Annotated in this window: 23 protein-coding genes and 1 pseudogene; 16 read left to right on the forward strand and 8 right to left on the reverse strand. The window is 63.0% G+C overall.

What is annotated here, in order from left to right; genetic code table 11:
• From IHN22_RS04975 to IHN22_RS04985, 3 genes are all read right to left on the reverse strand, one after another.
• Positions 1 to 935, reverse strand: a 935-nt coding sequence (locus IHN22_RS04975; RefSeq protein WP_191433869.1) for an Rnase Y domain-containing protein, incomplete at its 3' end; no start/stop codon positions are given.
• A 256-nt stretch (positions 936 to 1,191) separates the two neighbouring features.
• Entirely contained in the window at positions 1,192 to 1,974 is a 783-nt protein-coding gene (locus IHN22_RS04980; RefSeq protein WP_191433871.1) for a TIGR03915 family putative DNA repair protein, read from the reverse strand.
• Between the two features lie 74 nt (positions 1,975 to 2,048).
• Positions 2,049 to 3,299 carry a putative DNA modification/repair radical SAM protein gene (locus IHN22_RS04985; RefSeq protein WP_191433873.1) on the reverse strand — a complete coding sequence of 417 codons (1,251 nt, stop codon included), beginning with the start codon at positions 3,297 to 3,299 and terminating at the stop codon, positions 2,049 to 2,051.
• A 193-nt stretch (positions 3,300 to 3,492) separates the two neighbouring features.
• Between IHN22_RS04985 and IHN22_RS04990 the strand changes: the two genes are divergently transcribed.
• The 6 genes from IHN22_RS04990 to IHN22_RS05015 all read left to right on the forward strand — a co-directional run bounded on the left by IHN22_RS04990 (position 3,493) and on the right by IHN22_RS05015 (position 8,928).
• Positions 3,493 to 4,320, forward strand: a complete 828-nt coding sequence (locus IHN22_RS04990; RefSeq protein WP_191433875.1) for a purine-nucleoside phosphorylase — start codon at positions 3,493 to 3,495, stop codon at positions 4,318 to 4,320.
• Positions 4,321 to 4,365: 45 nt separating this feature from the next.
• Positions 4,366 to 5,667: an amidohydrolase family protein gene (locus IHN22_RS04995; protein ID WP_191433877.1), complete on the forward strand. Its 1,302-nt coding sequence runs from the start codon at positions 4,366 to 4,368 to the stop codon at positions 5,665 to 5,667.
• A gap of 12 nt (positions 5,668 to 5,679) precedes the next feature.
• Complete coding sequence (locus IHN22_RS05000; protein WP_300985524.1) at positions 5,680 to 7,440, forward strand: putative polysaccharide biosynthesis protein; 1,761 nt, start codon at positions 5,680 to 5,682, stop codon at positions 7,438 to 7,440.
• Positions 7,441 to 7,476: 36 nt separating this feature from the next.
• Positions 7,477 to 8,265 carry a nucleoside triphosphate pyrophosphohydrolase gene (mazG, locus tag IHN22_RS05005; protein ID WP_087329809.1) on the forward strand — a complete coding sequence of 263 codons (789 nt, stop codon included), beginning with the start codon at positions 7,477 to 7,479 and terminating at the stop codon, positions 8,263 to 8,265.
• A 60-nt stretch (positions 8,266 to 8,325) separates the two neighbouring features.
• On the forward strand, positions 8,326 to 8,601 hold the full coding sequence (locus tag IHN22_RS05010) for an HU family DNA-binding protein (protein ID WP_087187223.1): 276 nt from the start codon (positions 8,326 to 8,328) through the stop codon (positions 8,599 to 8,601).
• An 81-nt stretch (positions 8,602 to 8,682) separates the two neighbouring features.
• Complete coding sequence (locus tag IHN22_RS05015; RefSeq protein WP_087267740.1) at positions 8,683 to 8,928, forward strand: RNA-binding S4 domain-containing protein; 246 nt, start codon at positions 8,683 to 8,685, stop codon at positions 8,926 to 8,928.
• Here IHN22_RS05015 and IHN22_RS05020 read toward each other — a convergent pair.
• Complete coding sequence (locus tag IHN22_RS05020; protein ID WP_191433879.1) at positions 8,921 to 10,354, reverse strand: M20/M25/M40 family metallo-hydrolase; 1,434 nt, start codon at positions 10,352 to 10,354, stop codon at positions 8,921 to 8,923. The genes IHN22_RS05015 and IHN22_RS05020 overlap by 8 nt on opposite strands.
• A 382-nt stretch (positions 10,355 to 10,736) precedes the next feature.
• Here IHN22_RS05020 and IHN22_RS05025 point away from each other — a divergent pair, with 382 nt between their 5' ends.
• Positions 10,737 to 11,825, forward strand: a complete 1,089-nt coding sequence (locus IHN22_RS05025; RefSeq protein WP_191433881.1) for a PTS transporter subunit IIC — start codon at positions 10,737 to 10,739, stop codon at positions 11,823 to 11,825.
• 72 nt (positions 11,826 to 11,897) lie between these two features.
• On the opposite strand, the gene IHN22_RS05030 is transcribed toward IHN22_RS05025, so the two are convergent.
• Complete coding sequence (locus IHN22_RS05030; RefSeq protein WP_191433882.1) at positions 11,898 to 12,425, reverse strand: nitroreductase; 528 nt, start codon at positions 12,423 to 12,425, stop codon at positions 11,898 to 11,900.
• A 310-nt stretch (positions 12,426 to 12,735) separates the two neighbouring features.
• Between IHN22_RS05030 and IHN22_RS05035 the strand changes: the two genes are divergently transcribed.
• On the forward strand, positions 12,736 to 13,986 hold the full coding sequence (locus IHN22_RS05035; protein WP_300985530.1) for a M16 family metallopeptidase: 1,251 nt from the start codon (positions 12,736 to 12,738) through the stop codon (positions 13,984 to 13,986).
• 212 nt (positions 13,987 to 14,198) lie between these two features.
• Here the strand turns inward: IHN22_RS05035 and IHN22_RS05040 are convergent, their stop codons facing one another.
• Both IHN22_RS05040 and IHN22_RS05045 read right to left on the reverse strand, forming a co-directional pair.
• Entirely contained in the window at positions 14,199 to 14,531 is a 333-nt protein-coding gene (locus IHN22_RS05040) for a branched-chain amino acid transporter permease (RefSeq protein WP_191433886.1), read from the reverse strand.
• Positions 14,525 to 15,235, reverse strand: coding sequence for an AzlC family ABC transporter permease (locus IHN22_RS05045; protein ID WP_191433888.1), 711 nt, complete (start codon positions 15,233 to 15,235; stop codon positions 14,525 to 14,527). Before IHN22_RS05045 ends, IHN22_RS05040 begins: the two co-directional genes overlap by 7 nt.
• A gap of 205 nt (positions 15,236 to 15,440) precedes the next feature.
• Between IHN22_RS05045 and IHN22_RS05050 the strand changes: the two genes are divergently transcribed.
• From IHN22_RS05050 to IHN22_RS05085, 8 genes and pseudogenes are all read left to right on the forward strand, one after another.
• Entirely contained in the window at positions 15,441 to 16,334 is an 894-nt protein-coding gene (locus tag IHN22_RS05050; RefSeq protein ID WP_191433890.1) for a diacylglycerol/lipid kinase family protein, read from the forward strand.
• 48 nt (positions 16,335 to 16,382) lie between these two features.
• A pseudogene (gene mnmG, locus IHN22_RS05055) lies at positions 16,383 to 18,178 on the forward strand (tRNA uridine-5-carboxymethylaminomethyl(34) synthesis enzyme MnmG).
• Between the two features lie 9 nt (positions 18,179 to 18,187).
• On the forward strand, positions 18,188 to 19,201 hold the full coding sequence (gene mnmA, locus IHN22_RS05060; RefSeq protein ID WP_191433891.1) for a tRNA 2-thiouridine(34) synthase MnmA: 1,014 nt from the start codon (positions 18,188 to 18,190) through the stop codon (positions 19,199 to 19,201).
• Positions 19,202 to 19,228: 27 nt separating this feature from the next.
• Positions 19,229 to 20,542, forward strand: a complete 1,314-nt coding sequence (locus IHN22_RS05065) for an aminotransferase class I/II-fold pyridoxal phosphate-dependent enzyme (RefSeq protein ID WP_191433893.1) — start codon at positions 19,229 to 19,231, stop codon at positions 20,540 to 20,542.
• A 51-nt stretch (positions 20,543 to 20,593) separates the two neighbouring features.
• The gene (locus tag IHN22_RS05070; RefSeq protein ID WP_087187235.1) at positions 20,594 to 20,917 is read left to right on the forward strand and encodes a cyclic-di-AMP receptor; all 324 of its coding nucleotides are present in this window, start codon (positions 20,594 to 20,596) and stop codon (positions 20,915 to 20,917) included.
• 1 nt (position 20,918) lies between these two features.
• Positions 20,919 to 21,914 carry a DNA polymerase III subunit gene (locus IHN22_RS05075; RefSeq protein WP_191433895.1) on the forward strand — a complete coding sequence of 332 codons (996 nt, stop codon included), beginning with the start codon at positions 20,919 to 20,921 and terminating at the stop codon, positions 21,912 to 21,914.
• Between the two features lie 34 nt (positions 21,915 to 21,948).
• Entirely contained in the window at positions 21,949 to 23,214 is a 1,266-nt protein-coding gene (gene ricT, locus IHN22_RS05080; protein WP_191433897.1) for a PSP1 domain-containing protein, read from the forward strand.
• 48 nt (positions 23,215 to 23,262) lie between these two features.
• On the forward strand, positions 23,263 to 23,829 hold the full coding sequence (locus IHN22_RS05085) for a sugar O-acetyltransferase (protein ID WP_191433899.1): 567 nt from the start codon (positions 23,263 to 23,265) through the stop codon (positions 23,827 to 23,829).
• 262 nt (positions 23,830 to 24,091) lie between these two features.
• Here IHN22_RS05085 and jag read toward each other — a convergent pair whose 3' ends face one another.
• Positions 24,092 to 24,868: an RNA-binding cell elongation regulator Jag/EloR gene (gene jag, locus IHN22_RS05090; RefSeq protein ID WP_191433901.1), complete on the reverse strand. Its 777-nt coding sequence runs from the start codon at positions 24,866 to 24,868 to the stop codon at positions 24,092 to 24,094.
• Positions 24,869 to 24,874 lie beyond the last annotated feature (6 nt).

A 24,874-nucleotide genomic window follows, 5' to 3' on the forward strand; every position in this document is an offset into this window, starting at 1 on the left:
GGGTGCAGGCCGTGGACGTTGGTCTCGAAGACGGCCCGCTCGCCCTCGGCCTTGATGGTGGCGTCCACCTCCCGCTTGGCCTTCTCCACCATCTCCTCGATGCGGGTGGGATGGATGCGGCCGTCCTGGATCAGCTTCTCCAGGGCCAGCCGGGCGATCTCACGGCGGACGGGATCGAAGCAGGAGACGGTGATCACCTCGGGGGTGTCGTCAATGTTCAGGTCCACACCGGTCAGGGTCTCCAGGGTGCGGATGTTGCGGCCCTCGCGGCCGATGATGCGGCCCTTCATCTCATCGTTGGGCAGGGGTACCACAGAGACGGTGGCTTCCGCCACATGGTCCGCGGCGCAGCGCTGGATGGCCAGGGACAGGATCTCCTTGGCCCGCTGGTCGGCTTCTTCCTTGAACTGGGCCTCGATCTCCCGCACCTTCATGGCCGATTCGTGAGTCACTTCCTCGGCCAGCTGGTTGATCAGGTAGTCCTTGGCCTCCTCGGCGGTAAAGCCGGAGATGCGCTCCAGCACCTCCATCTGGGTCTTTTTGACGGTGGCCACCTCTTCCCGGGCCTCTTCCAGCTCGGCCAGCTTGCGCTGCAGGGTGTCCTCCTTCTTCTCCATGTTCTCGGTCTTGCGGTCCAGGTTCTCTTCCTTCTGCTGCAAGCGCCGCTCCTGCTTCTGCAGGTCGGCCCGGCGCTCTTTTACTTCCCGTTCGTACTCGTTGCGGGCCTGGAGGATCTCCTCCTTGGCCTCCACCAGGGCCTCGCGCTTCTTGCTCTCGGCGCTCTTGATGGACTCGTTGATGATGCGCTTGGCCTCCTCCTCCGCGCTGGAGATCTCCTTCTCTGCCACGCGGCGGCGGTACTGGATGCCGAGCACAAAAAACACCACAGCCGCGACCACGAACGCGATGACGGCTGCTAATATGACAGGCAACATGAGCCGGGTTTACACCTCCATCTGTTTTGATTTTTGTTTCAATCGTTTTGTTCAATTCCCGTGTGGGCGGCGGGCACGGATTTGTCCGACCCGCACAAAAATTTGAAGAGCGTACCCCTTGCTCTTCAAAAAATGCACCGAATCTATTTTAAGGCTGTCCGCCCCTTCTGTCAAGAAAATTCGTCTCCGGAAGAATCCATTCCTGCCTGATTTCCCGGGAAAAGGGAGGACGCGCCGCAATTTTGCAGCGCGTCCGTCAATTTTGTGCCATGGCGCCAGGGGCAGGGGGCTCCTCCCGCTGAAATTCCGTCATGGTGCCCCAGTAGCGTTTGGGCATCTGGGTCATGCGGCATTTGGGGTTATAGCGGCCCTCAATGGCGATGGTGTCGTAAAACCGCCGCCACAGGGCCCGGTAATCCAGTTCGCCCGCCCCGGGCGGGGCCAGGTCGAACCGGTCCAGAGGCACAATGGCCCACTTCCCCTTCTGGCAGAACAGGGCCTCCCGGTGGGTGCGGTCGTAGAGCACCAGGGTCTCGCCGGGGTAGCGGGCGGCAAAGTGGGGCCGCAGCAGGGGAAGCACCCGGTTTTTGGGCTCGATCTCTCCCACCAGGGCCCCGTCCTGGTCGGAGAAGCGGGTAAAGCCCTTGAGCAGGTGGGCCTCGTGGGTCAGGTGCTGGACCGCCTTGCCCAGCACAGCCACCCGGGGGTCGGTGAGATCCCGCACCACCGACGGCCCCCGCTCATAGCCCAGCCGGAGGAAGTCCCACAGGGCCAGCTCCCGCTCCTCCAGGCAGGTGAGAAAGCCGTAGGTCACCAGACGGCGGCCCTGCTGGCCCATGCTCCGGTCCAGAGATCGGTACACCCGCCGGGCCTTCTGGTCGTCGGTGTCCACCGTCCGCTGGGGCCACAGGGTCACCCGGCCGTCCCCGTAGGTGAGGAAACAGGCAGGCTCCTCCTTGTTGGCGTAGGCCATAAACACACAGGTAAGGAACCCGGCAAAACTGCCGTCATAAGAATAGGAAAACCTGGGCCAGTCCATGGGGACCTCCTTTCACACTGCTGTCATTGCCAGCCAGTGGGCACACTGGCTCGGCAATCCGTATTTCCCGCTCCTCAGAACAATGACAGCTGCTCCGGCTCGTAGCCCGCCAGGGCGGGCTTCTCCAGAGCCACCAGATGGCGGAGCACCCCGTCGGGGTTTACTCTTAACCCCTCCAGCATCTTCCCCGAGCAGGTGATGAAATACTGGGCCCGTTTCAACACCACCCCCAGGGTTTTCAGGCCCGAGAAGGTGAGGGGCCCCACCCGCCTGGCGGTAAGAATCCGCTTGGCGGACACCACCCCGATGCCGGGCACCCGCAGCAGAGTCTCGTAATTGGCCCTGTTCACCTCCACCGGGAACTGCTCCATATGCCCCAGGGCCCAGGCACACTTGGGGTCCACCCGGGTGTCGAAGTTGGGGTGGGCCTCGTCCAGCAGCTCCTCCGCCCGGAAGTGGTAGAACCGCAGCAGCCAGTCGGCCTGGTACAGCCGGTGCTCCCGCAGCAGGGGCGGCTTGAAGTCCTGCCGGGCGGGGAGGAGGGAACTGTCGGACACCGGCATATAGGCGGAGAAAAACACCCGTTTCAGCTTGTACTGGTCATATAAAGCCTGAGTCAGGGTCAAAATGTGCTTGTCACTCTCGGGCGTGGCGCCAATGATCATCTGGGTGGACTGGCCCGCCGGGGCAAACCGGGGAGCGTGCTTATACTTCACCAGCTCCCCCTTGGCCTGAGTGATGCCGTCCCGGATCTGGGCCATGGGGGCCAGAATGGCCTTTTTCTCCTTGTCGGGGCACAATTTATGGAGGCTGTCCTCGCTGGGCAGCTCAATATTCACCGAAAGCCGGTCGGCCAGCTGACCCAGCCGCTGGGTAAGGAGCGGGTCGGCCCCGGGGATGGCCTTGGCATGGATATAGCCATGAAAGCCGTACTCCTGCCTCAGCAGGGTGAGGGCAGATATCATCTCCTCGGTGGTGCGGTCGGGGCTGACCCACACCGCGGAGGAGAGAAACAGCCCCTCAATATAGTTGCGCCGGTAGAATCCGGTGGTCAGCTCCGCCAGCTCCCTTGGGGTGAAGGCCGCCCGGGGCAGGTCGTTGGACCGGCGGTTGACGCAGTAGGCGCAGTCGTAGATGCAGCGGTTGGTGTACAGTACCTTCAAAAGGGAGATACACCGGCCGTCGGCAGAGAAGGAGTGGCAGCACCCGGCGGCCATGGTGCTTCCCATGCCCTTGCCCCCCCGCCGGTCCACCCCGCTGGAGGTGCAGGCGGCATCATACTTGGCCGCGTCCGCCAAAATGGTCAGCTTATCCATCAGGTCCACCGTACTCCCCCCTTTGGCCCCATTATATATCGAACAAACGTACCAGTCAAGAGGATTGTTCTGGAACTTTTGTTCCTCACGCCGTTCTGCAATCCTCATTGCTTTTTCCTATTACAAGGTGTATAATTGCATAGATTAACCTTTCATAGGACCGAAAACTTTTACTTTCATCCGCTGTTAAGGAGGATCTGTTATGCACTATACCTTTGCGCAGTATCAGGAGAGCGCCGACTACATCCGCAGCAAGATCGGCACCTTTGCCCCCAAGGTGGCCATGATCCTGGGCTCCGGCCTGGGCTACATGGGGGATATTGTAGAGAACGCCGTGGCCGTGCCCTACGGGGAGATCCCCCACTTCAAGGCCTCCACCGCCCCCGGCCACAAGGGCCGCCTGGTGTTCGGCACCCTGGAGGGCCAGAGCGTGGCCGTCATGCAGGGTCGGATGCACCACTATGAGGGCTACTCCTATGAGGAGGTGGCCTACGCCGTCCGGGTGCTCAAGCTGCTGGGCTGCGACACCCTCATTGTCACCAACGCCGCCGGCTGCGTCAACACCAGCTGGAAGGCGGGCGACCTGATGCTCATCACCGACCAGATCAAGATCTTCATGGAGTCCCCCCTGCGGGGTGAGAACCTGCCCGAATTCGGCGTCCGGTTCCCCGACTCCTCCCACCTGTACACCCCCGCCCTCCAGGACGTGGCCCGGAAGGCCGCCGGGGAGCTGGGCATCGAGCTGAAGGAAGGGGTGTATATGTACTTCCCCGGTCCCCAGTACGAGACTCCCGCCGAGGTGCGCTTTGCCCGCATCGCCGGGGCCGACGCGGTGGGTATGTCCACCGCCCCCGAGGTCATCGTGGCCGGCCACTGCGGGATGCAGGTGCTGGGCTTCACCCTGCTCTCCAACATGGCCGCCGGCATCCTGGATCAGCCCCTCTCTGAGGAGGAGGTGCTGGAGGCCGCCGAGGCCTGCAAGGACAAGTTCTCCAAGCTGGTGCTGGCCTGCCTGAAGCAGATCGGGTAAGACGGGGCTTTCTTCTGTATCACAAACAAAGGAGATCAACAGTTTATGTCCATTCTCATTCACAACTGCACCGCCGTGCTGATGGACGAGGCGGGCACCGTAATGCCCGGCGCCTATGTGGCGGTGGAGGGGACCCGCATCGTCTCCGTGGGCACCGTCCGCCCCCAGGGGACCTTTGACCAGGAGATCGATGGCAAGGGCAACGTGCTCATGCCCGGCTTTGTCAACGCCCACACCCACGTGCCCATGACCGCCATGCGGGGCTACGGCGACGGCAACAACCTTCAGGACTGGCTGAACAACTACATCTTCCCGGTGGAGGCCAAGTGGGACGACCGGGCCGTCCGGTCCTGCACCGCCCTGGGTCTGGCGGAGATGATCGCCTCCGGCGTCACCACCATTGCCGATATGTATATGCATACCGACATCATCGCCCAGGAGGCTGCCTCCGCCGGCATCAGCGCCAACCTGAGCGTGGGCGGCGTCCTCTTCGGGGAGGGCTTTGATCCCGACACCAACCACGACTGCGTGGCCCAGCGGGAGCTCACCGAGAAGTGGCACAACTACAACGACGGCCAGATCCGCATCGACGCCTCCATCCACGGGGAGTACACCTCCCATAAGGAGCTGTGGCAGTGGATGGCCGGCTACGCCCACGACCACGGCCTGGGAATGCACGTCCACATCTCCGAGACAAAGGCGGAGCACGAGGCCTGCATGGCCCGCCACGGCAAGACCCCCATCCAGGTCCTCAACGACTACGGCGTGTGGGACACCCGGGCCATCGCCGCCCACTGTGTGTGGACCACCCCGGAGGACTGGGCCATCATGGCCGAGAAGGGGATCTCCGCCATCCACAACCCCATCTCCAACCTGAAGCTGGGCAGCGGCATCGCCCCGGTGCCCGCCATGAAGAAGGCGGGGGTCAACGTGTGTCTGGGCACCGACGGCGTGTCCTCCAACAACTGCACCGACTTCTTCAGCGACCTGAAGTTTGCCGCCATCCTCCACAACGGGGCGGGCTGCAACCCCCTGGCCCTGCTGCCTCTGGACGCTCTGAAGATGGCCACCCGGGACGGCGGCGTGGCTCTGGGCCGCCAGACCGGCGTCATCCAGGCCGGGTATGAGGCCGACCTGATTCTGGTGGACTTCTCCCACCTGAACCTGACCCCCTGCCACAGCGTCATCTCCAACCTGGCCTATGCCGCCCACGGCTCCGATGTGTGCATGAATATGGCCCGGGGCAAGGTCATATACAAGGATGGGGACTTCCTCACCATCGACCTGGAGCGGGTGAAGCGGGAAGTGGCGGACTACGCCCTGCCCCTGCTGTTCCAGAAAAACTAAGGGGGACTACCGTTGTCAAACCAGCAGAAAAAAAATACCTTCTACGGCGCGGCGGCCTTTTTGGCCATGACCACCATCATCGTCAAGGTCATCGGCGCCATCTACAAGATCCCGCTGACCGCCCTGCTGCCTGACGAGGCCTACGGCGACTTCAACGCCGCCTACAATATCTATACCTTCTTCCTCACCATCTCCACCGCCGGCCTGCCTGTGGCCCTGTCCAAGACGGTAAGCGAGTGCAACACCCTGGGCCGCCAGAACCAGAAGGCCAAGGTGTTCCAGGTGGCCTTCTTCGCCTTCCTGTTCATGGGCCTGTTCAGCTTCGTGTGTATGTCGGTGTTCTCTCCCATTGTGGCCAAGTATGTGCTGCAGAACGAGAAGGCCGTCTTTGCCGTGCTGGCCCTGTCCCCGTCGGTGCTGTGCACCTGCATCTGCTCCGCCTTCCGGGGCTACGCCCAGGGCCACATGAACATGGTGCCCACCGGCATCTCCCAGGTCATTGAAGCCCTGTCCAAGATGTTCCTGGGCCTGGCCCTGGCCTTCCTCATCCTCAACTCCACCATCCCCGACCAGGATCTGAAGAGCCGGCTGTCCGCCTCCGGCGCCCTGCTGGGTGTGTCCATCGGCTCCATTTTGTCGGTGGCCTTCCTGGCCTTTAACCACATCCGCACCAACAGGCGGGAACAGACTACCTCCAGCGATACGCCCGACACCTCCAAGCAGATCCTGTCCCGGCTGCTCAAGCTGGCCATTCCCATCACCCTCAGTTCCTGCACCCTGACCATCGTCAACCTCATCGACACCGGCCTGGTGCAGAGCCAGCTGCAGACCGTATTTATCGCCATTCAGGACGGCCTCACCGGCATCTCCAACAGTGTGCTGGACATCTTCCCCAAGGCGGTGGCGATCTTCCAGGACAACCTGGCCGCCTTCCAGGCGGAGGTGCTGGTCAATCCGGGCACCCAGCTGGACCCCATCCTGGACTCCGCCCGGGAGCTGTACGGCGTGTACAGCAAGACCATGAGCATCTACAACCTGCCCTTCAACCTGATGGTACCGCTGACCGCCTGCATCGTGCCCGCCGTGTCCGCCTGCATCGCCCGGCGGGACCGGCGGGGCGCCCAGCGCACCACCGAGTCCGCCATGCGCATCTCCGCCCTCATCGCCCTGCCCTGCGGCTTCGGCCTGTTCGCCCTGGGCACCCCTATCATCCAGCTGCTCACCGTGGGCAACGTGGATGAGACCATTGCCGGACCCCTGCTGTCCATCCTGGGCATTGCCGCCCTCTTCGTGTGTATCCAGGTGGTGGCTTCCGCCATCCTCCAGGCCAACGGCATCGTCAACCTGCCCATCATCACCATGGTGATCGGCGGCGTGGCCAAGGTCATCGTCAGCTACACCCTGGTGGGCAATCCCAAGTTCATGATCTTCGGCGCCCCCATCGGCACTCTGACCTGCTTCGTGATCGTGTCGGTGCTCAACCTCATCGTCATCAAGCGCATGGTGCCCAATCCCCCCCGGCTTATCCCCGTCTTTGTCAAGCCCCTCATCGCCTCGATCTTAATGGCGGCTGCCGCCTGGGGCTGCCAGGGCCTGCTGGCCCGGTATTTCTCCGGCTCCTTTATCAAGAACGCCATCTCCACCGGCGGCGGCATCCTGGCCGGCGTGGTGGTGTACGTCATCCTCATCGTGGTGCTGAAGGTGCTGTCCAAGGAGGACCTGGAAATGATGCCCAAGGGTGATAAGATTGCGAAACTCTTGCGGATTCGCTGACTTTTTTGAAAAAGAGGTTGCAGGAGGCTTTGAAATATGGTAGATTTTCAGTATAAAGATTTCTATGACGTTCGGGACCTGGAGGAGATCGTCCGCATTCTCCGCGCCCCCGGCGGCTGCCCCTGGGACGCGGAACAGACTCACGAGTCTATCCGCCGCAACTTCCTGGAGGAGGCCTATGAGGCCGTGGAGGCCATCGACGAGCAGAACCCCGACCACCTGAAGGAGGAGCTGGGGGACGTGCTGCTCCAGGTGCTCTTCCACGCCCGCATGGAGCAGGAGGCCGGCCGGTTTAATCTGGACGATGTGGCCGACGGCGTGTGCAAAAAGCTCATCTACCGCCACCCCCATGTGTTTGGGGACGTGAGCGTGTCGGGCACCGGCGAGGTGCTCACCAACTGGGAAGAGCTCAAGCGCAAGGAAAAGGGCCAGGCCACCAACACCGATGCCCTGGACGCCGTGGCCCGCTCTCTGCCCGCCCTGTGGCGGGCCGAGAAGGTGCAGAAAAAGGCCAAAAAGGCGGGCTTCGACTGGCCGGATATCTCCGGCGCTCTGGACAAGCTGTCCGAGGAGCTGGAGGAGCTGAAAACCGCCGTGGCTGAGGGCACCAACGTGGAGGAGGAGCTGGGCGACCTGCTCTTCTCCGCCGTCAATGTCTCCCGTTTTTTGAAGGTGGACCCGGAGGTGGCGCTGGGCAAGGCCACCGACAAGTTCATCGGCCGGTTTGCCAAGGTGGAGGAGCAGGCCGCCGCCCAGAATCAGTCCATGGAGGGCATGACTCTGGAAGAACTGGACAAGCTATGGGAGCACGCCAAGGAAACTTAAAGGCACACTGCCTTAAGTAAATATCAAGTACAACAGAGCAAAACAGGAGGAACGCACCAAATGAACAAGGCTGAACTGATCAATGCGGCCGCCGAGAAGGCCGGCCTGTCCAAGAAGGATACCGAGAACGCCATCAACGCCGCCATCGAGGTCATTTCCCAGTGCCTGGCCGAGGGTGATAAGGTCCAGCTGGTGGGCTTTGGCGCCTTTGAGGTGAAGTGCCGTGCCGAGCGCACCGGCCGCAACCCCAAGACCAAGGAGAGCATCAAGATCCCCGCCTCCAAGGTGCCCGTATTTAAGCCCGGCAAGGCCCTGAAGGACGTCGTGGCTCAGTAATCTGACCTGATAAAAAGTGCCAGTCCGGAAGGACTGGCACTTTTGTAATATTACGTTTTTATATAACAAGGAGGACTCAATATGCGCCTGGATAAATGGCTCAAGGTCTCCCGGCTCATCAAGCGCCGGACGGTGGCCAACGAGGCCTGCGACAACCAGCGGGTCACCGCCAACGGCCGGCCGGTAAAGGCCAGCTACGACGTGAAGGTAGGCGACGTGCTGGAGCTGCGCTTCGGCGAGCGCACCGTGAAAGTGGAGGTGCTGTCGGTGGCCGAGCACGTGGGCAAGGCCGATGCCCCCGCCCTGTACAAGGAGCTGCTCAGCTGAGGGGCTCCTCCAGCAGCCCCGCCAGCAGCAGGGCGTAATCCGCCAGCCCCGCCAGCGGCGCCCGCTCGTCCACCGAGTGGGCGTCCATGATATCCGGTCCCGTGGAGGCCATCACCAGTCCCGGCGCTTTCGCCCGGAACACCGAGGGCTCCAGCCCCACATGGACCATATTGATTTCCAGCCCCCGCCCGGTCTGGGCCCGGTACACCCGGTCCAGCACCTGGGCCAGGGGGTTGTTTTTATCTCCCGGCCAGCCGGGATAGCCGGTGACAGTGAGGGAGAAGCCGGCCTGTTCCGCCAACCGGCAGTTGTCCGCCGCCATAGCTCCCTCATCCTCCTCCCGGGCAGCCCGGAGGAAGAGGCGGACGGCGAAGGTATTTTCCTCCCGCCGGGCCACGCCCAGATTGACCGAGGCCCCCACCACGCCGGGGAACTGGGGGTCCATGGCAAACACACCGTGGCGCAGGGCGGTGAGCAGGTCCAGCACTTCCCGGCGGAAATGGGCCGTCCACACCGTCTCGGGCCGGGAGGCGGGGGACAGGTCCAGTTTCAGGTTGGGATCGGTGGTCCGAAAGGGGAGAAGGGCCTCCTCCAGCGCTCCCAGATCGGGCTTCTGACCCACCACCACAGCCTCTGCCCCGGCGGGGATGGCGTTGAAAGCGGAGCCGCCGGTGAAATCGGCCACCGCCAGGGCGGGCCGGTCCTTCAGATAAGCGGCCAGCACCTTGATAGGGTTGATGCGGCCCAGGTGGATGTCGTCGCCGGAGTGGCCGCCGGTGCCGCCGGTAATGGAGATGCGCCACGCCTCACCCGCCGGGGCAGGGCAGGTGTCCAGGGCCCGGGTCCAGCATTCCCGCCGCCCTCCGGCGGAGCCCACAATGGCTCTGCCCAGATGGAAGCCGTCGGTGTTGAGCAGCCAGGCCGCACCCGCCAGCCAGGCCGGGTCCACCACCTTGGCCCCCTCCAGGCCCATCTCCTCGCCTACGGTGAAGAGGAAGCGCAGGGGGCCGTGACTTATCCCCCGGCTCACCACCCACAGGGCGGCGGCATTGCCCAGGTTGTTGTCCGCCCCCAGGGATGAGCGGCGGTCGGTACACAGATATCCGTCCTGTTCCAGAATGGTCACCGGATCGGTGAGGGGATCGAACCCGCTGCCGGGAGAGACGGCGCACACCATGTCCATGTGGCCCTGGAGGATGAGCAGAGGCTCGTCCTCCCGGCCGGGGGTGGCGGGGCAGTCCGCCATCACGTTGCCCGCCTCATCCCGGACGGGGGAGAGGCCCAGGCCCCGGAGAAACTCCATGTAGTCCTGACCCACTGCCTCCTCGTGGTGAGAGGGGTGAGGATGGCGGGACAGGGTGCGGAAGGTAGTAATCACCCCGGCGGTGATGTCCGCCCGGGAACCGAGACGATCAGATAATGTCATATGCGTTCTCCCTTTTTCTCTGGCGTGTTTTCTTCATTGTACCACATTCCCCCAAAGGGGGCATCTTTTCCTTGACAAAATTTCTTCCCTCGTTATAATAATGTCTATTGAATAAACCGTAAATCGGTTTATTCGCGCGGCGATAGCCGCGCAATTCCATAAAAACGGCTTAAGAAAGCCGCTTTTATGGAATTCAGCCATTGTTACAATGCGTATTTCCGCTGGTGCGTCTCAACGCATCAGCGGAAGGTGCAAGGTTTTTGAAATATTTTGTCCAAAAACCTTGCACCTGAACAAAGCCAGGGCTTTGTTCAATACGCATTATAATAGTGCATTAAGGTGTCATGATACCTGTAATGACTTTTTGACAGAGGAACTGGTTATGGGACAGATTTCGGCATTTCTCAAAAAGAAAAACATTGTAATTTCCGCCAAGCGGTACGGCGTGGACGCCCTGGGAGCCATGGCTCAGGGTCTGTTCTGCTCCCTGCTCATCGGTACCATCCTGGACACCCTGGGCAAACAGCTGGGGCTGGCCTTCCTGGTGGAGGTGGGCGGTTACTGCTCGGCCATGAGCGGCGCGGCCATGGCGGTGGCCATTGGCTACGCCCTCCAGGCGCCCCCTCTGGTGCTTTTCTCCCTGGTGACGGTGGGCTATGCCGCCAACGCCCTGGGCTCCACCACCCTGGACGGCGGTAAGGGAGCCGGCGGACCTCTGGCGGTGCTCTTTATCGCTATCATCGCCGCTGAGCTGGGCAAGGTGGTAAGCAAAGAGACCAAGATTGATCTGCTGGTTACCCCTCTGGTGACCATTCTCTCCGGCGTGGGACTGTCCGCCCTGTGGGCCCCCGCCATCGGCACCGCGGCCTCCGCTCTGGGTGACTTCGTCAAGTGGGCCACCGTCCTCCAGCCCTTCTGGATGGGCATTCTGGTATCGGTGGTCATCGGCATCGCCCTCACCCTGCCCATCTCGTCGGCGGCCATCTGCGCCGCCATCGGCCTCACCGGACTGGCGGGCGGCGCCGCGGTGGCGGGCTGCTGCGCCAACATGGTAGGCTTTGCGGTGCTCTCCTTCCGGGAGAACCGCTGGGGCGGCCTGGTGAGTCAGGGCCTGGGCACCTCCATGCTCCAAATGGGCAACATCGTGAAAAACCCGAAAATCTGGCTGCCTGCCATTCTCACCTCCGCCATTACCGGGCCTCTGGCCACCTGTGTCTTTGGATTCCAGATGAACGACCCGGCCTCCGGCGTGGCCTCCGGCATGGGCACCTGCGGCATGGTGGGCCCCATCGGGGTATACACCGGCTGGGTCAACGACGTGGCCACCGGGGCCAAGGCCGCCATCACCGCCTTCGACTGGACGGGAATGATCCTGATCTGCTTTGTGCTCCCCGCCGTCCTCACCTGGCTGTTCGGCCTGTTCTTCCGCAGGATCGGCTGGATCAAAGAGGGAGATCTGAAGCTGGACTGACGTAAAGCCGAATTAGCCCTCATTAACACAAAAAGCGCGCCTTTCGGCGCGCTTTTTTCTTATTTTCGGCTTTTACCGCACATAATAGACGTAGTTGTCCTTACGGGCGGCGGGGGCGGGCTTCTCGTCGGCCCGGTAGCCCAGGATGCAGTGGCCGATGCCCTCGTAGTCGCCCTCAATGCCCCACTTTTTCAGCAGAGCCTTGCCCTCGGCGGACTCAAACTCCTCCTTGGCCCTGTGAATCCAGCAGGAGCCCAGCCCCACGGCCTCGGCGGCGTTGAGCAGGTTGTCCATGACGCAGCAGCCGTCATAGAACCAGGTGGGGAACTGCTTGTTGGCCAGCACAATGAGCACGGTAGGGGCGCCGTAGAAGGGGTCCATGTCCGGGTTGCCCATGATGGCGGCGTTCTGCTTGCTCAAAGCGGCGATGATCTCCTTGTCCTGCACGGCCACAATGATGGGGGACTGTCTGCCCATGCCGGTGGGGGCGTAGGTGCCCGCCTTCAGCACCGCCTGCAGCTCCTCCTCGGTGATCTGCTCCGGCTTGTAGGCCCGGCAGCTGCGCCGCTCTTCCAGTACCTTCAGCGCTTCCTGATTCATAATCCAACTTCCTTTCCGCCTCTGGGGCTGTGATTACTAAACTCAGTATACTCGTTTCCAGCCCCATCGTAAAGCAGGCGATTTTCACAGAATTTTCTAATTTGTACCCTGGGCCCTTTGTTTTTCGGCTGACAAGCCATTTCAGGTATGATATAATGTCGTGCAGGGCAATCTGAGGAGAGGAGCGGCACGGCATGAAAATGAAAGTCATCGGATACCTGGCCCTTGTCCTGGCGATCACCGGGGTGGTACTGCTCCTGATCGCCCTCCGGGGTTGATCCCCACACAAATGAATGTGAGGTCCTTTTGTTTGAAGTATGAAAAACGGACGCTCCCCAACGGGGTGCGTATTCTCACCGAGCAGGTGCCCGGTGTGCGCTCGGCCTGCCTGGGCATCTGGGTGGGCACCGGCTCCCGCCACGAAAAGCCGGGGGAGGGGGGCGCCGCCCACTTCATCGAGCATATGCTCTTCAAGGGCACGGCCACCCGCACCGCCGCCCAGCTGGCGGAGGAGATGGACGCCATCGGCGGGCAGGTCAACGCCTTCACCACCAAGGAGTGCACCTGCTTCCACGCCCGGGTGCTGGACACCCATCTGCCTATGGCCACCGACATCCTGTGCGATATGTTCTTCCACTCCAAATTTGACGACGGCGACGTGGAGACCGAGCGTGGGGTCATTTTGGAGGAAATCGGAATGTACGAGGACAACCCCGAGGACCTGTGCGCCGAACGGCTGGCCGGGGTGGTCTTTCAGGGTTCTCCTCTGGCCCGGCCCATTTTGGGCAAAAAAGCCACCCTGGAACAGATGGACGGGGCCTGGCTGCGGCAGTACAAGGACAGCCACTACGGCCCGGAGTCCATTGTGGTGGCCCTGTCGGGCCGGTTTACCCAGGCCGGCGTGGATGATCTGGCCGCCCGGTTCTCGGTGCTGGAGCCCCGCAAGCCCGTTGCCAGCAAGCCCGCCGCCTACCGCAGCGGCATTGTGGTCAAGAAGAAGGCCATTGAACAGAACCACCTGACTCTGGCCTTCCCGGGGCTGTCCTTCTCCGACCCCCGGCGGTTCACCCTCCAGCTGCTGTCCTCCATTCTGGGGGGCGGGATGTCCTCCCGGCTGTTCCAGCAGGTGCGGGAGCAGAAGGGGCTGTGCTACTCCGTCTATTCCTACGGCACCTGCCACGACGACGCGGGCTACTTCGGCATCTACACCGCCCTGGGCAAGGAGACCGAACGCCAGGCTCTGGACACCATTCTGGCCGTCATCCGGGATTTCAACGAACACGGCGTCACCCAGGAGGAGCTGGACCGGGCCAGGGAGCAGTCCAAGGCCAATGTGCTGATGGGGCTGGAATCCACCCAGGCCCACATGAGCAGCCTGGGCCGGGGAGAGATGCTGGTGGGCCGGGTACTGGACGAGGAGGAGATCATCGCCGCCTACGACGCCGTCACCCGGGAGGATGTGCGCGCCCTGGCGGAGGAGCTGATGGACCTGTCCAACGCCTCCCTGTCCGCCGTGGGCCGGGTGGGCAAGGCCGAGGAGTACCAGGCCCTGCTGAACTGATCATTGTGGAAAACCCTGTGGATAATGTGCAAAACTCTTTTCTTAGGTAAATAGAAGGGGCGCCGCTGCGCGGCGCCCCTTCTTTCTGTTTTTCTTTCAAACCTTTGTGCCCCAATGGGTTGGGGCAATCATGATCTGGCAGGTTGGAAAATGAGCCGGAGTTAACCCCGGCCCTTTCGCCGGTGGAAAAACGGCCCTGTGGAGGGACAGCTTTACACAAAGACGGCCTGGACCAGAACCATGTACAGGATGGTGCCGCCGAAGATACTCAGCAGGTTGTTGTGCTTCCACAGGTGGAGGACCACTACCGCCGCCACTGAGATGAGCTGGGGGACCCAGCCTCCCGCCTGGGCAAAGGAGATGTCCTTCAGGCAGTAGATGATGAGCATGGCAATGACGGCAGGGGGCAGCACCCGGCCCAGGTAGAGGATGATCTTGGGAGGCGCGCTCCCCCGGTCAAAGAGCAGGAAGGGGAGGGCCCGGGTGAGAAAGGTAACGACGGCCATAACCGCGATGGCGGCGATGGCCCCGGCAGTAGTCAGCATTTTTCTTCCTCCTTTTCCTCCAGCTTATCCCGCAGGATGAGCAGCAGCAGCACGATCACACCCAGGGAGACAATGAGCATCTGCTGCTGGCCGAAGATCTGGCCCAGAATGATGAGAAATACGATGGTAACCCCAAATCCAAGCAGGGCGGGCAGGTGCCTGCGGTAGGCCTTCCACTGGTCCACGGCGATGACCACAAAGAGGGCGGTCATGGCAAAGTCGATGCCCTTGGTGTCCACCGGGATGAGAGCCCCCGCCACGGCGCCGATCACCGAGCCGATGATCCAGTAGCTCTGATCCAGCAGGGCGATGGCAAAATAAAAGTTTCTGGGGTCCACCCCCACCGGGGCCTGGGCGGAGGAGAGCAGGGCGTAGGTCTCATCGGTGAGGGAGAAGATCATGTAAAATTTCCGCCAGCCCATGCCCCGGAATTTCTCCAGCATGGACAGGCCGTACACCAGATGGCGGAAATTGATGAGCAGGGTCATGAGGGCCACCGTGCCCAGGGAGGCGGCGGTGGCCAGCAGGGTCACCCCCAGGTACTGGCCCGACCCGGCATAGATGGTGAGGGACATGAAAAAGGCCCAGATAAAGTTATAGCCCACGGCCTGGAGCATGAAGCCGAAGGCCATGCCGATGGCCAGATAGCCCATCAGCACCGGCACCGTCACCGGAAAGGCGGCGGACAGGGCTTTGCGGTCCATAGCGTACACTTCCTTTGCGCTGAGATCGAATCCATATTTTACACACTTTAGCGCAGAAAAGCAAGTAGGGCCGGGAATTTTCCTGTTTTTGAAGGAATGCAGGCGGTTTCTCTGCAAAAGAGTTGTGTTTTCCCACTGTGGCGGTATATAATATGGAACAATGTTATGTTGGGACCCACCGGCGTCCCGTTTTGGAGCGAGAAAGATGAAAAAGCTGTTATTTATCTACAATCTGTACGCGGGCAAGGGCACCCTGCGGGGGCGGCTGGCCCCCATTCTGGACGCCCTGACGGAAAAGTGGGATGTGACCGTCCATCCCACCCGTGGGGCGGGGGACGCCACGGCGGTGGCCCGGGACCGGGCGGGGGAGTTTGACCGCATCGTATGCTCCGGCGGCGACGGCACCCTCCACGAGGTGGTGACCGGTCTGATGGAACTGCCTCCCGAGGCGCGGCCCACGGTGGGCTACATACCCGCCGGGTCCACCAACGACTTTGCCAAGAATCTGGAGCTGCCCCGCACCCTGGAGGAGCTGGCGGTAGTGGCGGCGGCAGGAAAGCCCAGGCCGGTGGATGTGGGGAAGTTCAACGATCAGGATTTCCTCTATGTGGCCGCCTTCGGGGCCTTTACCGACCTGTCTTACAACACCCCCCAGCAGTTCAAACACATCTTCGGCCACATGGCCTACCTGATGGGGGTGCTCTCCCGGCTGGGGTCCATCAAGCCTTACTCCATGACAGTGGAGCACGACGGCAAGGTGGAGCTGGGCAGCTACTGCCTGGGGTTTGTGTCCAACACCCACTCCATTGCCGGTATCCAGGCCAATCCCGCCCGGCCCATCGCCCTGGACGACGGCCTGTTTGAGGTGATGCTGGTGCGTCAGCCCAAGACCCTGCTCCAGCTCCAGCGGATCTTGAAGGCCCTCACCAATGTGGAGAGCGACGACAAGGGGCTGGTGACCTGCTTCCGGGCCAACAAATTGCGCATCATCAGCGACCAGGATCTGGCCTGGACCCTGGACGGGGAGTACGGCGGGGACCACCGGGTGGTGGAGGTGGCCAACTGCCACCAGGCGGTGACCATCGTATACGGGGCGTAACGCCTGTCCCCACGATTTTATTTTGGAATAAAAGGACTTGGACCTAATATGACGACTTACGACGCTGGAACCTTTGATATTGCTGTGATTGGAGCGGGCCACGCGGGCATTGAAGCTTCGCTGGCCGCCGCCCGGCTGGGCCTGCGTACCCTGTGCTTTACCGTCAATCTGGACGCGGTGGGCAATATGCCCTGCAACCCGGCCATCGGCGGCACCGGCAAGGGCCATCTGGTCCGGGAACTGGACGCCCTGGGCGGAGAGATGGCCAGAGCCGCCGACCAGGCCTGTATCCAGTACCGGCTCCTCAACCGGGGCAAAGGCCCGGCGGTGTGGTCCCTCCGGGCCCAGGCCGACCGCCGCCGGTACCAGGAGGTCATGAAGCACACCCTGGAAAACCAGGACAACCTGTGGGTCAAGCAGGCGGAGGTCACCGATATTCTGACGGAAAACGGCCAGGTCACCGGCGTGCGCACGGTGTACGGCGCAGAATATCAGGTCCGTGCGGTGGTGGTGGCCTCGGGTACCTTCCTGGGAGGCCGCACCATTATCGGCGAGGTGACCCGTGATTCCGGCCCCGACGGCCTGGCCGCCGCCCTGCCCCTGACCGACAGTCTGAAAGGGCTGGGGGTCACCCTCCGCCGGTTCAAGACGGGCACGCCTCCCCGCATCCACGCCCGCAGCGTGGACTTCTCCCAGCTGGAGGTCCAGCCGGGAGACCAGCAGGTGGTGCCCTTCTCCTTTGAGACCAAAACACCCCCGGAAAACAGGGCCATCTGCTGGCTGACCTACACCAATCAAAAAACTCACGACATCATCCGGGCCAACCTGGACCGCTCCCCCCTGTACGACGGCACCATCGAGGGGGTGGGCCCCCGGTACTGCCCCTCCATTGAGACCAAAATCGTCCGCTTCCCTGACAAGGAGCGGCACCAGCTCTTTCTGGAGCCCATGGGGCTGAACACGGAAGAACTGTACCTTCAGGGCTTTTCCTCCTCGCTGCCCGAAGACGTGCAGATCCAGATGCTCCACACCATTCCCGGCCTGGAGCACGCCGAAATGACCCGGCCCGCCTACGCCATCGAGTACGACTGCGTAGACCCCACCGAGCTGCTGCCCACCCTGGAGCACAAGAAGGTAAGGGGGCTTTACGGCGCGGGCCAGTTTAACGGCTCCTCCGGCTATGAGGAGGCCGCCGTCCAGGGCTTTGTGGCAGGTGTGAACGCCGCCCTGAAGCTGCTGGGGCGGGACCCCCTCATCCTGCGGCGGGACCAGGGGTACATCGGGGTGCTCATCGACGACCTGGTGACCAAGGGCACCAACGAGCCCTACCGGATGATGACCTCCCGCACCGAGTACCGGCTGCTCCACCGGCAGGACAACGCCGACCGGCGGCTGTGCCCCATCGGCCACGCCATCGGGAACGCATGGCGGCGGTGGAGGAGAAATACGCCGCCGTGGACCGTGAGATACGCCGCCTCACCCACACCGGCACGGCGGAGGGCCGTCTGGTGGACCTGCTGCGCCGACCGGAGAATACTTACCACAGTCTGGCCGCGGTGGACCCCAACCGCCCGGAGTTATCCACAGAAGTGACTGAGGCGGTGGAAATCTCGGTAAAATATCAGGGGTACATCGACCGGCAGCTGCGGCAGGTGGCCGAGCAGCGGAAGATGGAGGACAGGCCCCTGCCTGCCGACCTGGACTACCTGTCCATGGAGGGCCTGCGGCTGGAGGCCCGGCAGAAGCTGGACCAGATCCGGCCTTTGAACCTGGGCCAGGCCTCCCGCATTTCCGGCGTCAGCCCGGCGGATATCGCGGTGCTGATGGTGGCCCTGGAGAAATAAGGAGTTTATATGGAAAAAATCGTTCTGGGCCTGTCCGGCGGGGTGGACTCCGCCGTGGCGGCCAGCCTGTTGAAGGAGCAGGGCTTTGCCGTCACCGGCCTCTACCTGGACATCGGCCTGGGGGGCACCGGAGCTGAGGACGCCGCCGCGGTGGCGGAGCGCCTGTCCATCCCCTTTGAGGTGGCCGACATCCGGGCCGATCTGGAGGAGCAGGTGTGCGCCCCCTTTGCCGCCGCCTATCAGAGCGGCCGCACGCCCCTGCCCTGCGCCCTGTGCAACCCCACGGTGAAATTCCCCGCCCTCTTCCGGCTGGCTGACAAAATCGGGGCCCGCTATGTTTCCACCGGACACTACGCCAATGTGGAAAACGGGGTGCTGAAAAAGGGGAGACCCGCCAACGATCAGTCCTATATGCTGGCCCGATTGACCAGAGAACAATTACAGAGAGTTATTTTTCCGCTTGGAAATTACGAAAAGACAGAGGTTCGGGCCCTGGCCCACAACTTCGGCATTCCCGTGGCCGACAAACCGGACTCCATGGAGATCTGCTTCATCCCCGACGGAGACTACGCCGCCTGGCTGGACCGCCGTGGGTTTTCCACACCGGATGGCAATTTTGTGGACAAAGAGGGCAAGGTACTGGGCCGCCACAAGGGGGTCCACCACTACACCCTGGGCCAGGGGAGAGGGCTGGGTGTCTCCGGCCCCCACCGGTACTTCGTCACCGCCCTGCGGCCCGCTACCCGCGAGGTGGTACTGTCCGACGGCTCCGACCTGGGCAAGTCCACCGTGTTTGGCTCTTCCCCCAACTGGATCGGGGTGGAGGGGCTGACGGAACCTCTGGAGGTCACCGTCCGCCTGCGCCACTCCCGCACCCAGGCGGAGGGCATCCTCTATCCCCACGAAAACGGGGTACGCATCGAGATGAAGGACCCCGCTCGTGCCCCCACGCCAGGCCAGCTGGCGGTGTTCTATCTGGGGGACACGGTAGCCGGGTCCGCCTGGATCGAGGGGGCCATGTGATGATGCCCCACAAAGGAGGGAAACCCTGTGGAAAACACGCCGCTGTATGACGCCCTGACTTCTTTCGCGGCTCAAAATCCCCTGCGGATGCATATGCCCGGCCATAAGGGCAAGCCCCTGTTGGGGCTGGACAATCTGGCCGCCATCGACTTCACCGAACTGCCCCCCACCGGCAACCTGTTTGACGGAGGCGGGGCCATCGGGGAGGCTGAGGAACTGTGGGCAGAGGTATTCCACATGGACAGCTGCCTCTTTCTCACCGGCGGCTCCACCCAGGGAGTGCTGGCCGCCCTCACTCTGGCCTGCAACCCGGGGGACACCGTACTGCTGGACCGGGGAAGCCACCGCTCGGCCTACAATGCTCTGGCCCTGCTGGACTTAAAGCCGGTGTACCTGGACCGGCCCTGGCTGGACCAGGCGGGGGTGACCGGTCCCATTTCCCCGGAAAGGGTGGAGGAGCTGCTGGAGTCCAACCCGGAGATCAAGGCCTTGTGTCTCACCTCTCCTACTTACTACGGCGTTCTGTCCGACCTGCCCGCTCTGGCAGAAGTGATGCACCGCCGCGGTGGCGTGCTGGTGGTGGACGGAGCCCACGGGGCCCATCTGCCCTTTCTGGGGGATTACGGGCTGAATGCCGCCGATCTGCTGGTGGTGTCCGCCCACAAGACCCTGCCCGCCCCGGGACAGACCGCCCTGTTGTTCTCTAACGGCACCTTCTCTCACGCCGACCTGCGGCGGGCGGGAAGCATCTACGGCTCCTCCAGCCCCTCCTATGCCATGATGGCCGCACTGGACCTGTGCCGGGCCCATATGCTGGAGGGAGGGGCGGATGCCTACCGCAAAACGGCGGAGGAAGTGGACCGGCTGCGGAATACCTTCCCCGCCCTCACGGAGGAAGTGGCCCCTCTGGACCCCACCCGGCTGGTGGTGTGCGCCCCCGACGGCTACGCCGCCCAGGATGCTCTGGAGGGGCGCAACGTATGGCCCGAGATGGCCGACGGAGGCCATGTGGTGTTCATCCCCACCTGTGCCGACAGCCCTGAGGACTTTACAAGGCTGGAGGAGGCTCTGAGGCAGGTGGATCTGGGGCCATGCCCCGGTTATCCCGCCCCACCGGAGCCGCCGGAGATGGTGCTTACCCCCCGGCAGGCCCTCTTTGCACCCCGGAAAAGTCTCCCCCTGGAACAGGCGGAGGGACAGGTGGCCGCCTGCCAGGTAGCCCCTTATCCCCCAGGGGTTCCCGTCATTGCGCCGGGGGAGCGGGTGGACAAAAAAAGTATCGCATATTTGAAACAAATAGGTTATAATACACTGGAAGATGTTTCTGTGGCCGTCCTGTGAAAAGCGGCCTCAGCGCCGGACTTCCGGCATCTTTGAGCAGGAGGGATACCCATGAAACTGGTTCTGGCTATCATCAATCACGACGACGCCAACACTGTCACTCAGGCCCTGACCAAGAAGGGCTTTTCGTCCACCAAGCTGGCCACCACCGGCGGCTTTCTGATGGCGGGCAACGTAACCATCCTCATCGGCGTGGATGAGGAGAAGGTGCAGAACGTCATCGACATCATCAAGGAGCACTCCCACTCCCGCAAGCAGATGATCCCCACCACCACCGAGATGAGCTACGGCTACTATCCCAGTATGCCCGTGGAGGTTGTGGTAGGCGGCGCCACCATCTTTGTGGTGGACATCGAGCGATTCGAGCGGGTATAAGATGGACCTTTCCTTATTGGCAGGCAATTCCCCTCTCAAGCGGCAGCTCTCCCTGGAGACTGCCCGGCGGGGACTGTCCCACGCCTATATCATCAGCGGGCCGGCGGGGTCGGGCAAGCGCACCCTGGCCGGCCTGCTCTCCGCTGCCCTGGTATGCACCGGCGGCGGGGAGGTCCCCTGCATGGCCTGCTCCGGCTGTAAAAAGGCCCTGGGCCACATCCACCCCGACGTGATCCACGCCGGAGGGGAGGGGGACGAGCTCAACGTGGCCCGCATCCGGGCCATCCGCAACGACGCCTACATCAAGCCCAACGAGGCCCCCCGGAAGGTGTACATCCTGGAGGGGGCCCAGAACATGAAGGACCCCAGCCAGAACGCGCTGCTCAAGCTGCTGGAGGAGGGTCCGGCCTACGCCGCCTTTCTGCTGCTCACCGACAACGCCGCCGCCCTGCTGTCCACAGTGCGCTCCCGGTGCGAGGTACTGGCTCTCTCCCCGGTGACGGTACAGGATGCGGAGACCTGGCTGACCGCCCGGTACCCCGACCGCTCCCCGGCGGAGATTGCCAATGCCGCCGCCCGATGCGAGGGCATTCTGGGCCGGGCGGTGGACCAGCTGGAGGGCAAGGCCGCCGACGGCAAGGCTCTGGAGGGTGCGGCAGCCCTGCTGGAGCGCTTCTGTGCCAAGGACGAGCTGGCCCTGCTGGAGTTCTGCGCCGGACTGGAGCGGGACAAGTGGGACCGGGATTCCCTCAACGCTCTGCTGGATGAGTTTTTGCTGCTGGTGCGGGACTGCCTGGTGTGTGCCGCCGGGGCCCTCCATGAGAGCGACCCCCGCCGCCGGACGCTGGCAGAAAAGGGGGCCAAGGCCTTGTCCCCCAAGGCCCTGACTGGGGCCGCCGCCCTGACGGAGCAGCTGCGCACCGCCTGCGGCTTCTATGTGGGCCCCGGCCATATGGCCGGTTGGCTGGGGGCGGGACTGGCCCAGCTGTGCCGGTAAATCCGGCCCCAACATTTCCAATTTGGAGGTAACCATGACCGAGATCATCGGCGTCCGCTTCAAAAGCGGAGGCAAGCAATATTATTTCGATCCCCAGGGACAGCAGGTCGCGCCCGGTCAGGGGGTCATCATTGAGACCTCCCGGGGCCTGGAGTACGGCGAGTGCGCCCAGGGCAACACCATGGTGGAGGATGAAGAGGTGGTGCAGCCCCTCCGCCCCATGGTGCGCATCGCCACCGACAAGGACCTGGAGACGGTGGAGAAGAACCACGAGAAGGAGAAGAAGGCCTTCACCATCTGCCAGGAGAAGATCGCCGCCCACGGGCTGGACATGAAGCTGGTGGAGGTGGAGTACAACTTCGAGGGCAACAAGATCCTTTTCTTCTTTACCAGCGACGGCCGGGTGGACTTCCGTGCCCTGGTGAAGGATCTGGCCGGGGTGTTCCACGCCCGCATTGAACTGCGGCAGATCGGCGTCCGGGACGAGGCCAAAATGCTGGGCGGCCTGGGCATCTGCGGCCGGCCCCTGTGCTGCGCCTCCTTTTTGGACGAGTTCCAGCCGGTGTCCATCAAGATGGCCAAGACCCAGAACCTGTCCCTCAACCCCACCAAGATCTCGGGCACCTGCGGTCGGCTCATGTGCTGCCTGAAATACGAGCAGGAGGCCTATGAGGACGCGGTCCACCGGATGCCCAAGAACGAGTCCTTTGTGGAGACCCCCGAGGGAGCGGGCAACGTGTGTCAGGTGGACCTGCTGAAGGAGACGGTAAAGGTACGGCTGGACAGCGCCCCCGAGACCCCCAAGTGCTTCCACAACTGCGAGCTGCGGGTGATCCGCAACGGCAAGGGCAAGCGGCCGGAGGAGTATGTGGAGCCCCCCGCCCAGGAGCTGGCCAAGCTGCGGAAGGTGACCCCTGTGGAGGAACCCCGCATCCTGACCGGCAGCATCAGCGCCGCCCTGGCCGGACTGAGCGCGGCTGCTGAGGAGGAGGGTTCCTCCGCTCAGGAATCCCGCCGGAGCCGCAGCCGCCGCCGGAAGAGCGGCGGGGAGCAGCAGTCTCAGCCCCAGAACAGGAAAGAGGAGGCCAAGCCGGCCCAAAAGGCCGGCCAGCCCAAGGCTCCCAGGGGAGAGGGCAAGCCCCGGCCTGAGAGCAGGCCCAAGACCCAGGAGAAGCCTGCGCCTGAAAAACCCGCCGCCGAGGGCGGACAGGCCAACGCCGCTGGGGAGAAGAAGCGGCCCCGCCGCCGGTATCACCGCCGTCCCCGTGGGGACAAGCCCCAGAATCCCAATCCCCAATAAAACAGAACGGGCGGCCAAAAGGCCGCCCGTTTTTTGGAGGTATGCGCTATGACAGAACTGGAAAAGATGATTGCCGGTGAACTGTACAACGCCGAGGTCCCCGATCTGCAGGCCATGCGGACCCGGGCGGCTCAGCTGTGCCACCAGCTGGAACAGCTCTCCCCCACGGAAGGAGAGGCCCGCCTGGCCTTGCTGAAGGAGCTGCTGGGCAAGACCGGGGAGCATCTCACCATCAACCACGGCTTCAAGTGCGACTACGGCTCCAACATCACGGTAGGGGAGCACTTTTACGCCAACTACAATCTGGTAGTGCTGGACTGCGCCCCGGTGGTCTTTGGGGAGAACGTGTTCATCGCCCCCAACTGCGGGTTCTACACCGCCGGTCATCCGATGGACTGGCCCACCCGCAACAGCGGCCTGGAATTTGCCAAACCCATCACCGTGGAGGACAACGTATGGATTGGCGGCAACGTGACGGTACTGCCCGGCGTCACCATCGGCAGCGGATCGGTGATCGGCGCGGGCAGCGTGGTGGTCCATGACATTCCCTCCAATGTGGTGGCGGTGGGCAATCCCTGCAAGCCGGTGCGGGCCATTGAGAACCCCTCCGTCTGAGAATGCGGGCGACCATAAAGGTCGCCCCTACAAGCGAAAAAAGTCCCTGAGCCATAGGCTCAGGGACTTTTTTCAGCCTCGCAGAGTTCCACCGCCCGCAGGCGGTGGAATCAAATCAAAATTCGTCCTTTCCGGGGACATGAGCCTCGGAAAGGACTCTTCTCATGAGGAATGGGGTGACAATTTCGTCAGAAATCGAACCTCATTCCTCATGCAGCCCCCTGACGGGAAAGACCCGCAGGGTCTTTTTCGTCAAATTTTTTTACCGGTGCTCGCCCCGGCTGTAGGCCACCACGGTCCGGCGGTTGGGCTCGGTACCGATGGAGTAGGTGGTCACATCGGGGGTATCCTGCAGGGCGGTGTGGATCACATGGCGCTCGTAGGCGTTCATGGGCTCCAGGGTCACGTTGCGGCGGTACTTGACCACCTTGCCAGCCACCTTGTGGGCCAGACGGATGAGGGACTCCTCACGCTTGGCCCGGTAACCCTCGGCGTCCACGTGGATGCGGACACGCTTGGACTGGCCGTGGTTGACGGCGTAGCCGGTGAGCTGCTGGATGGCGTCCAGGGTCTCGCCCCGGCGGCCGATGAGACCGCCCAGGTCCTGGCCCACCAGCTCCACCTGATAGGTGCCGTTCTCGTCCATTTTGATCACCGGCTTGGCCTGGGCCCCCATGTGGGACAGCAGGCCGGTGAGGAAGGCGTCGATCTGCTCCGCCTTGTCCCCCTGAGCGGGGGCGGCAGCGGACTGGGCCGCGGGAGCCTCAGCCTCCACCACGGGGGCGGGCTTCTCCTCCTTGACAGGCTCGGCCACAGGAGCGGCGGGGACCTCCTCCACAGGGGCGGGGGTCTCGGGCTCGTCGGGAGCCTCGTAGGTTACTTTCACTTTAGCGGGACAGCTGCCGATCCCCAGGAAGCCGGACTTGGCCCGCTCCAGGACCTCCACAGATACCTCGTCCCGATCCATGCCCAGCTTCTGCAGGGCGGCCTCGATGGCGGCCTCCTCGCTCTTGCCGGTGCTCTCGATCCATTTCAGCATTTTGGG

Source organism: Flavonifractor sp. An112, assembly GCF_904377885.1.
GTDB classification, from domain to species: Bacteria; Bacillota; Clostridia; order Oscillospirales; family Oscillospiraceae; genus Flavonifractor; species Flavonifractor avicola.

Excerpts from the sequence above, each read along its gene's own strand:
- IHN22_RS04980 (WP_191433871.1), bottom strand. The coding sequence starts at position 1,974 with ATGGACTGGCCCAGGTTTTCCTATTCTTATGACGGCAGTTTTGCCGGG.
- IHN22_RS04990 (WP_191433875.1), top strand. The coding sequence starts at position 3,493 with ATGCACTATACCTTTGCGCAGTATCAGGAGAGCGCCGACTACATCCGC.
- IHN22_RS04995 (WP_191433877.1), top strand. The coding sequence starts at position 4,366 with ATGTCCATTCTCATTCACAACTGCACCGCCGTGCTGATGGACGAGGCG.
- mazG (WP_087329809.1), top strand. The coding sequence starts at position 7,477 with ATGGTAGATTTTCAGTATAAAGATTTCTATGACGTTCGGGACCTGGAG.
- IHN22_RS05010 (WP_087187223.1), top strand. The coding sequence starts at position 8,326 with ATGAACAAGGCTGAACTGATCAATGCGGCCGCCGAGAAGGCCGGCCTG.
- IHN22_RS05015 (WP_087267740.1), top strand. The coding sequence starts at position 8,683 with ATGCGCCTGGATAAATGGCTCAAGGTCTCCCGGCTCATCAAGCGCCGG.
- IHN22_RS05020 (WP_191433879.1), bottom strand. The coding sequence starts at position 10,354 with ATGACATTATCTGATCGTCTCGGTTCCCGGGCGGACATCACCGCCGGG.
- IHN22_RS05025 (WP_191433881.1), top strand. The coding sequence starts at position 10,737 with ATGGGACAGATTTCGGCATTTCTCAAAAAGAAAAACATTGTAATTTCC.
- IHN22_RS05030 (WP_191433882.1), bottom strand. The coding sequence starts at position 12,425 with ATGAATCAGGAAGCGCTGAAGGTACTGGAAGAGCGGCGCAGCTGCCGG.
- IHN22_RS05040 (WP_191433886.1), bottom strand. The coding sequence starts at position 14,531 with ATGCTGACTACTGCCGGGGCCATCGCCGCCATCGCGGTTATGGCCGTC.
- IHN22_RS05045 (WP_191433888.1), bottom strand. The coding sequence starts at position 15,235 with ATGGACCGCAAAGCCCTGTCCGCCGCCTTTCCGGTGACGGTGCCGGTG.
- IHN22_RS05050 (WP_191433890.1), top strand. The coding sequence starts at position 15,441 with ATGAAAAAGCTGTTATTTATCTACAATCTGTACGCGGGCAAGGGCACC.
- mnmA (WP_191433891.1), top strand. The coding sequence starts at position 18,188 with ATGGAAAAAATCGTTCTGGGCCTGTCCGGCGGGGTGGACTCCGCCGTG.
- IHN22_RS05070 (WP_087187235.1), top strand. The coding sequence starts at position 20,594 with ATGAAACTGGTTCTGGCTATCATCAATCACGACGACGCCAACACTGTC.
- IHN22_RS05075 (WP_191433895.1), top strand. The coding sequence starts at position 20,919 with ATGGACCTTTCCTTATTGGCAGGCAATTCCCCTCTCAAGCGGCAGCTC.
- ricT (WP_191433897.1), top strand. The coding sequence starts at position 21,949 with ATGACCGAGATCATCGGCGTCCGCTTCAAAAGCGGAGGCAAGCAATAT.
- IHN22_RS05085 (WP_191433899.1), top strand. The coding sequence starts at position 23,263 with ATGACAGAACTGGAAAAGATGATTGCCGGTGAACTGTACAACGCCGAG.
- jag (WP_191433901.1), bottom strand. The coding sequence starts at position 24,868 with ATGCTGAAATGGATCGAGAGCACCGGCAAGAGCGAGGAGGCCGCCATC.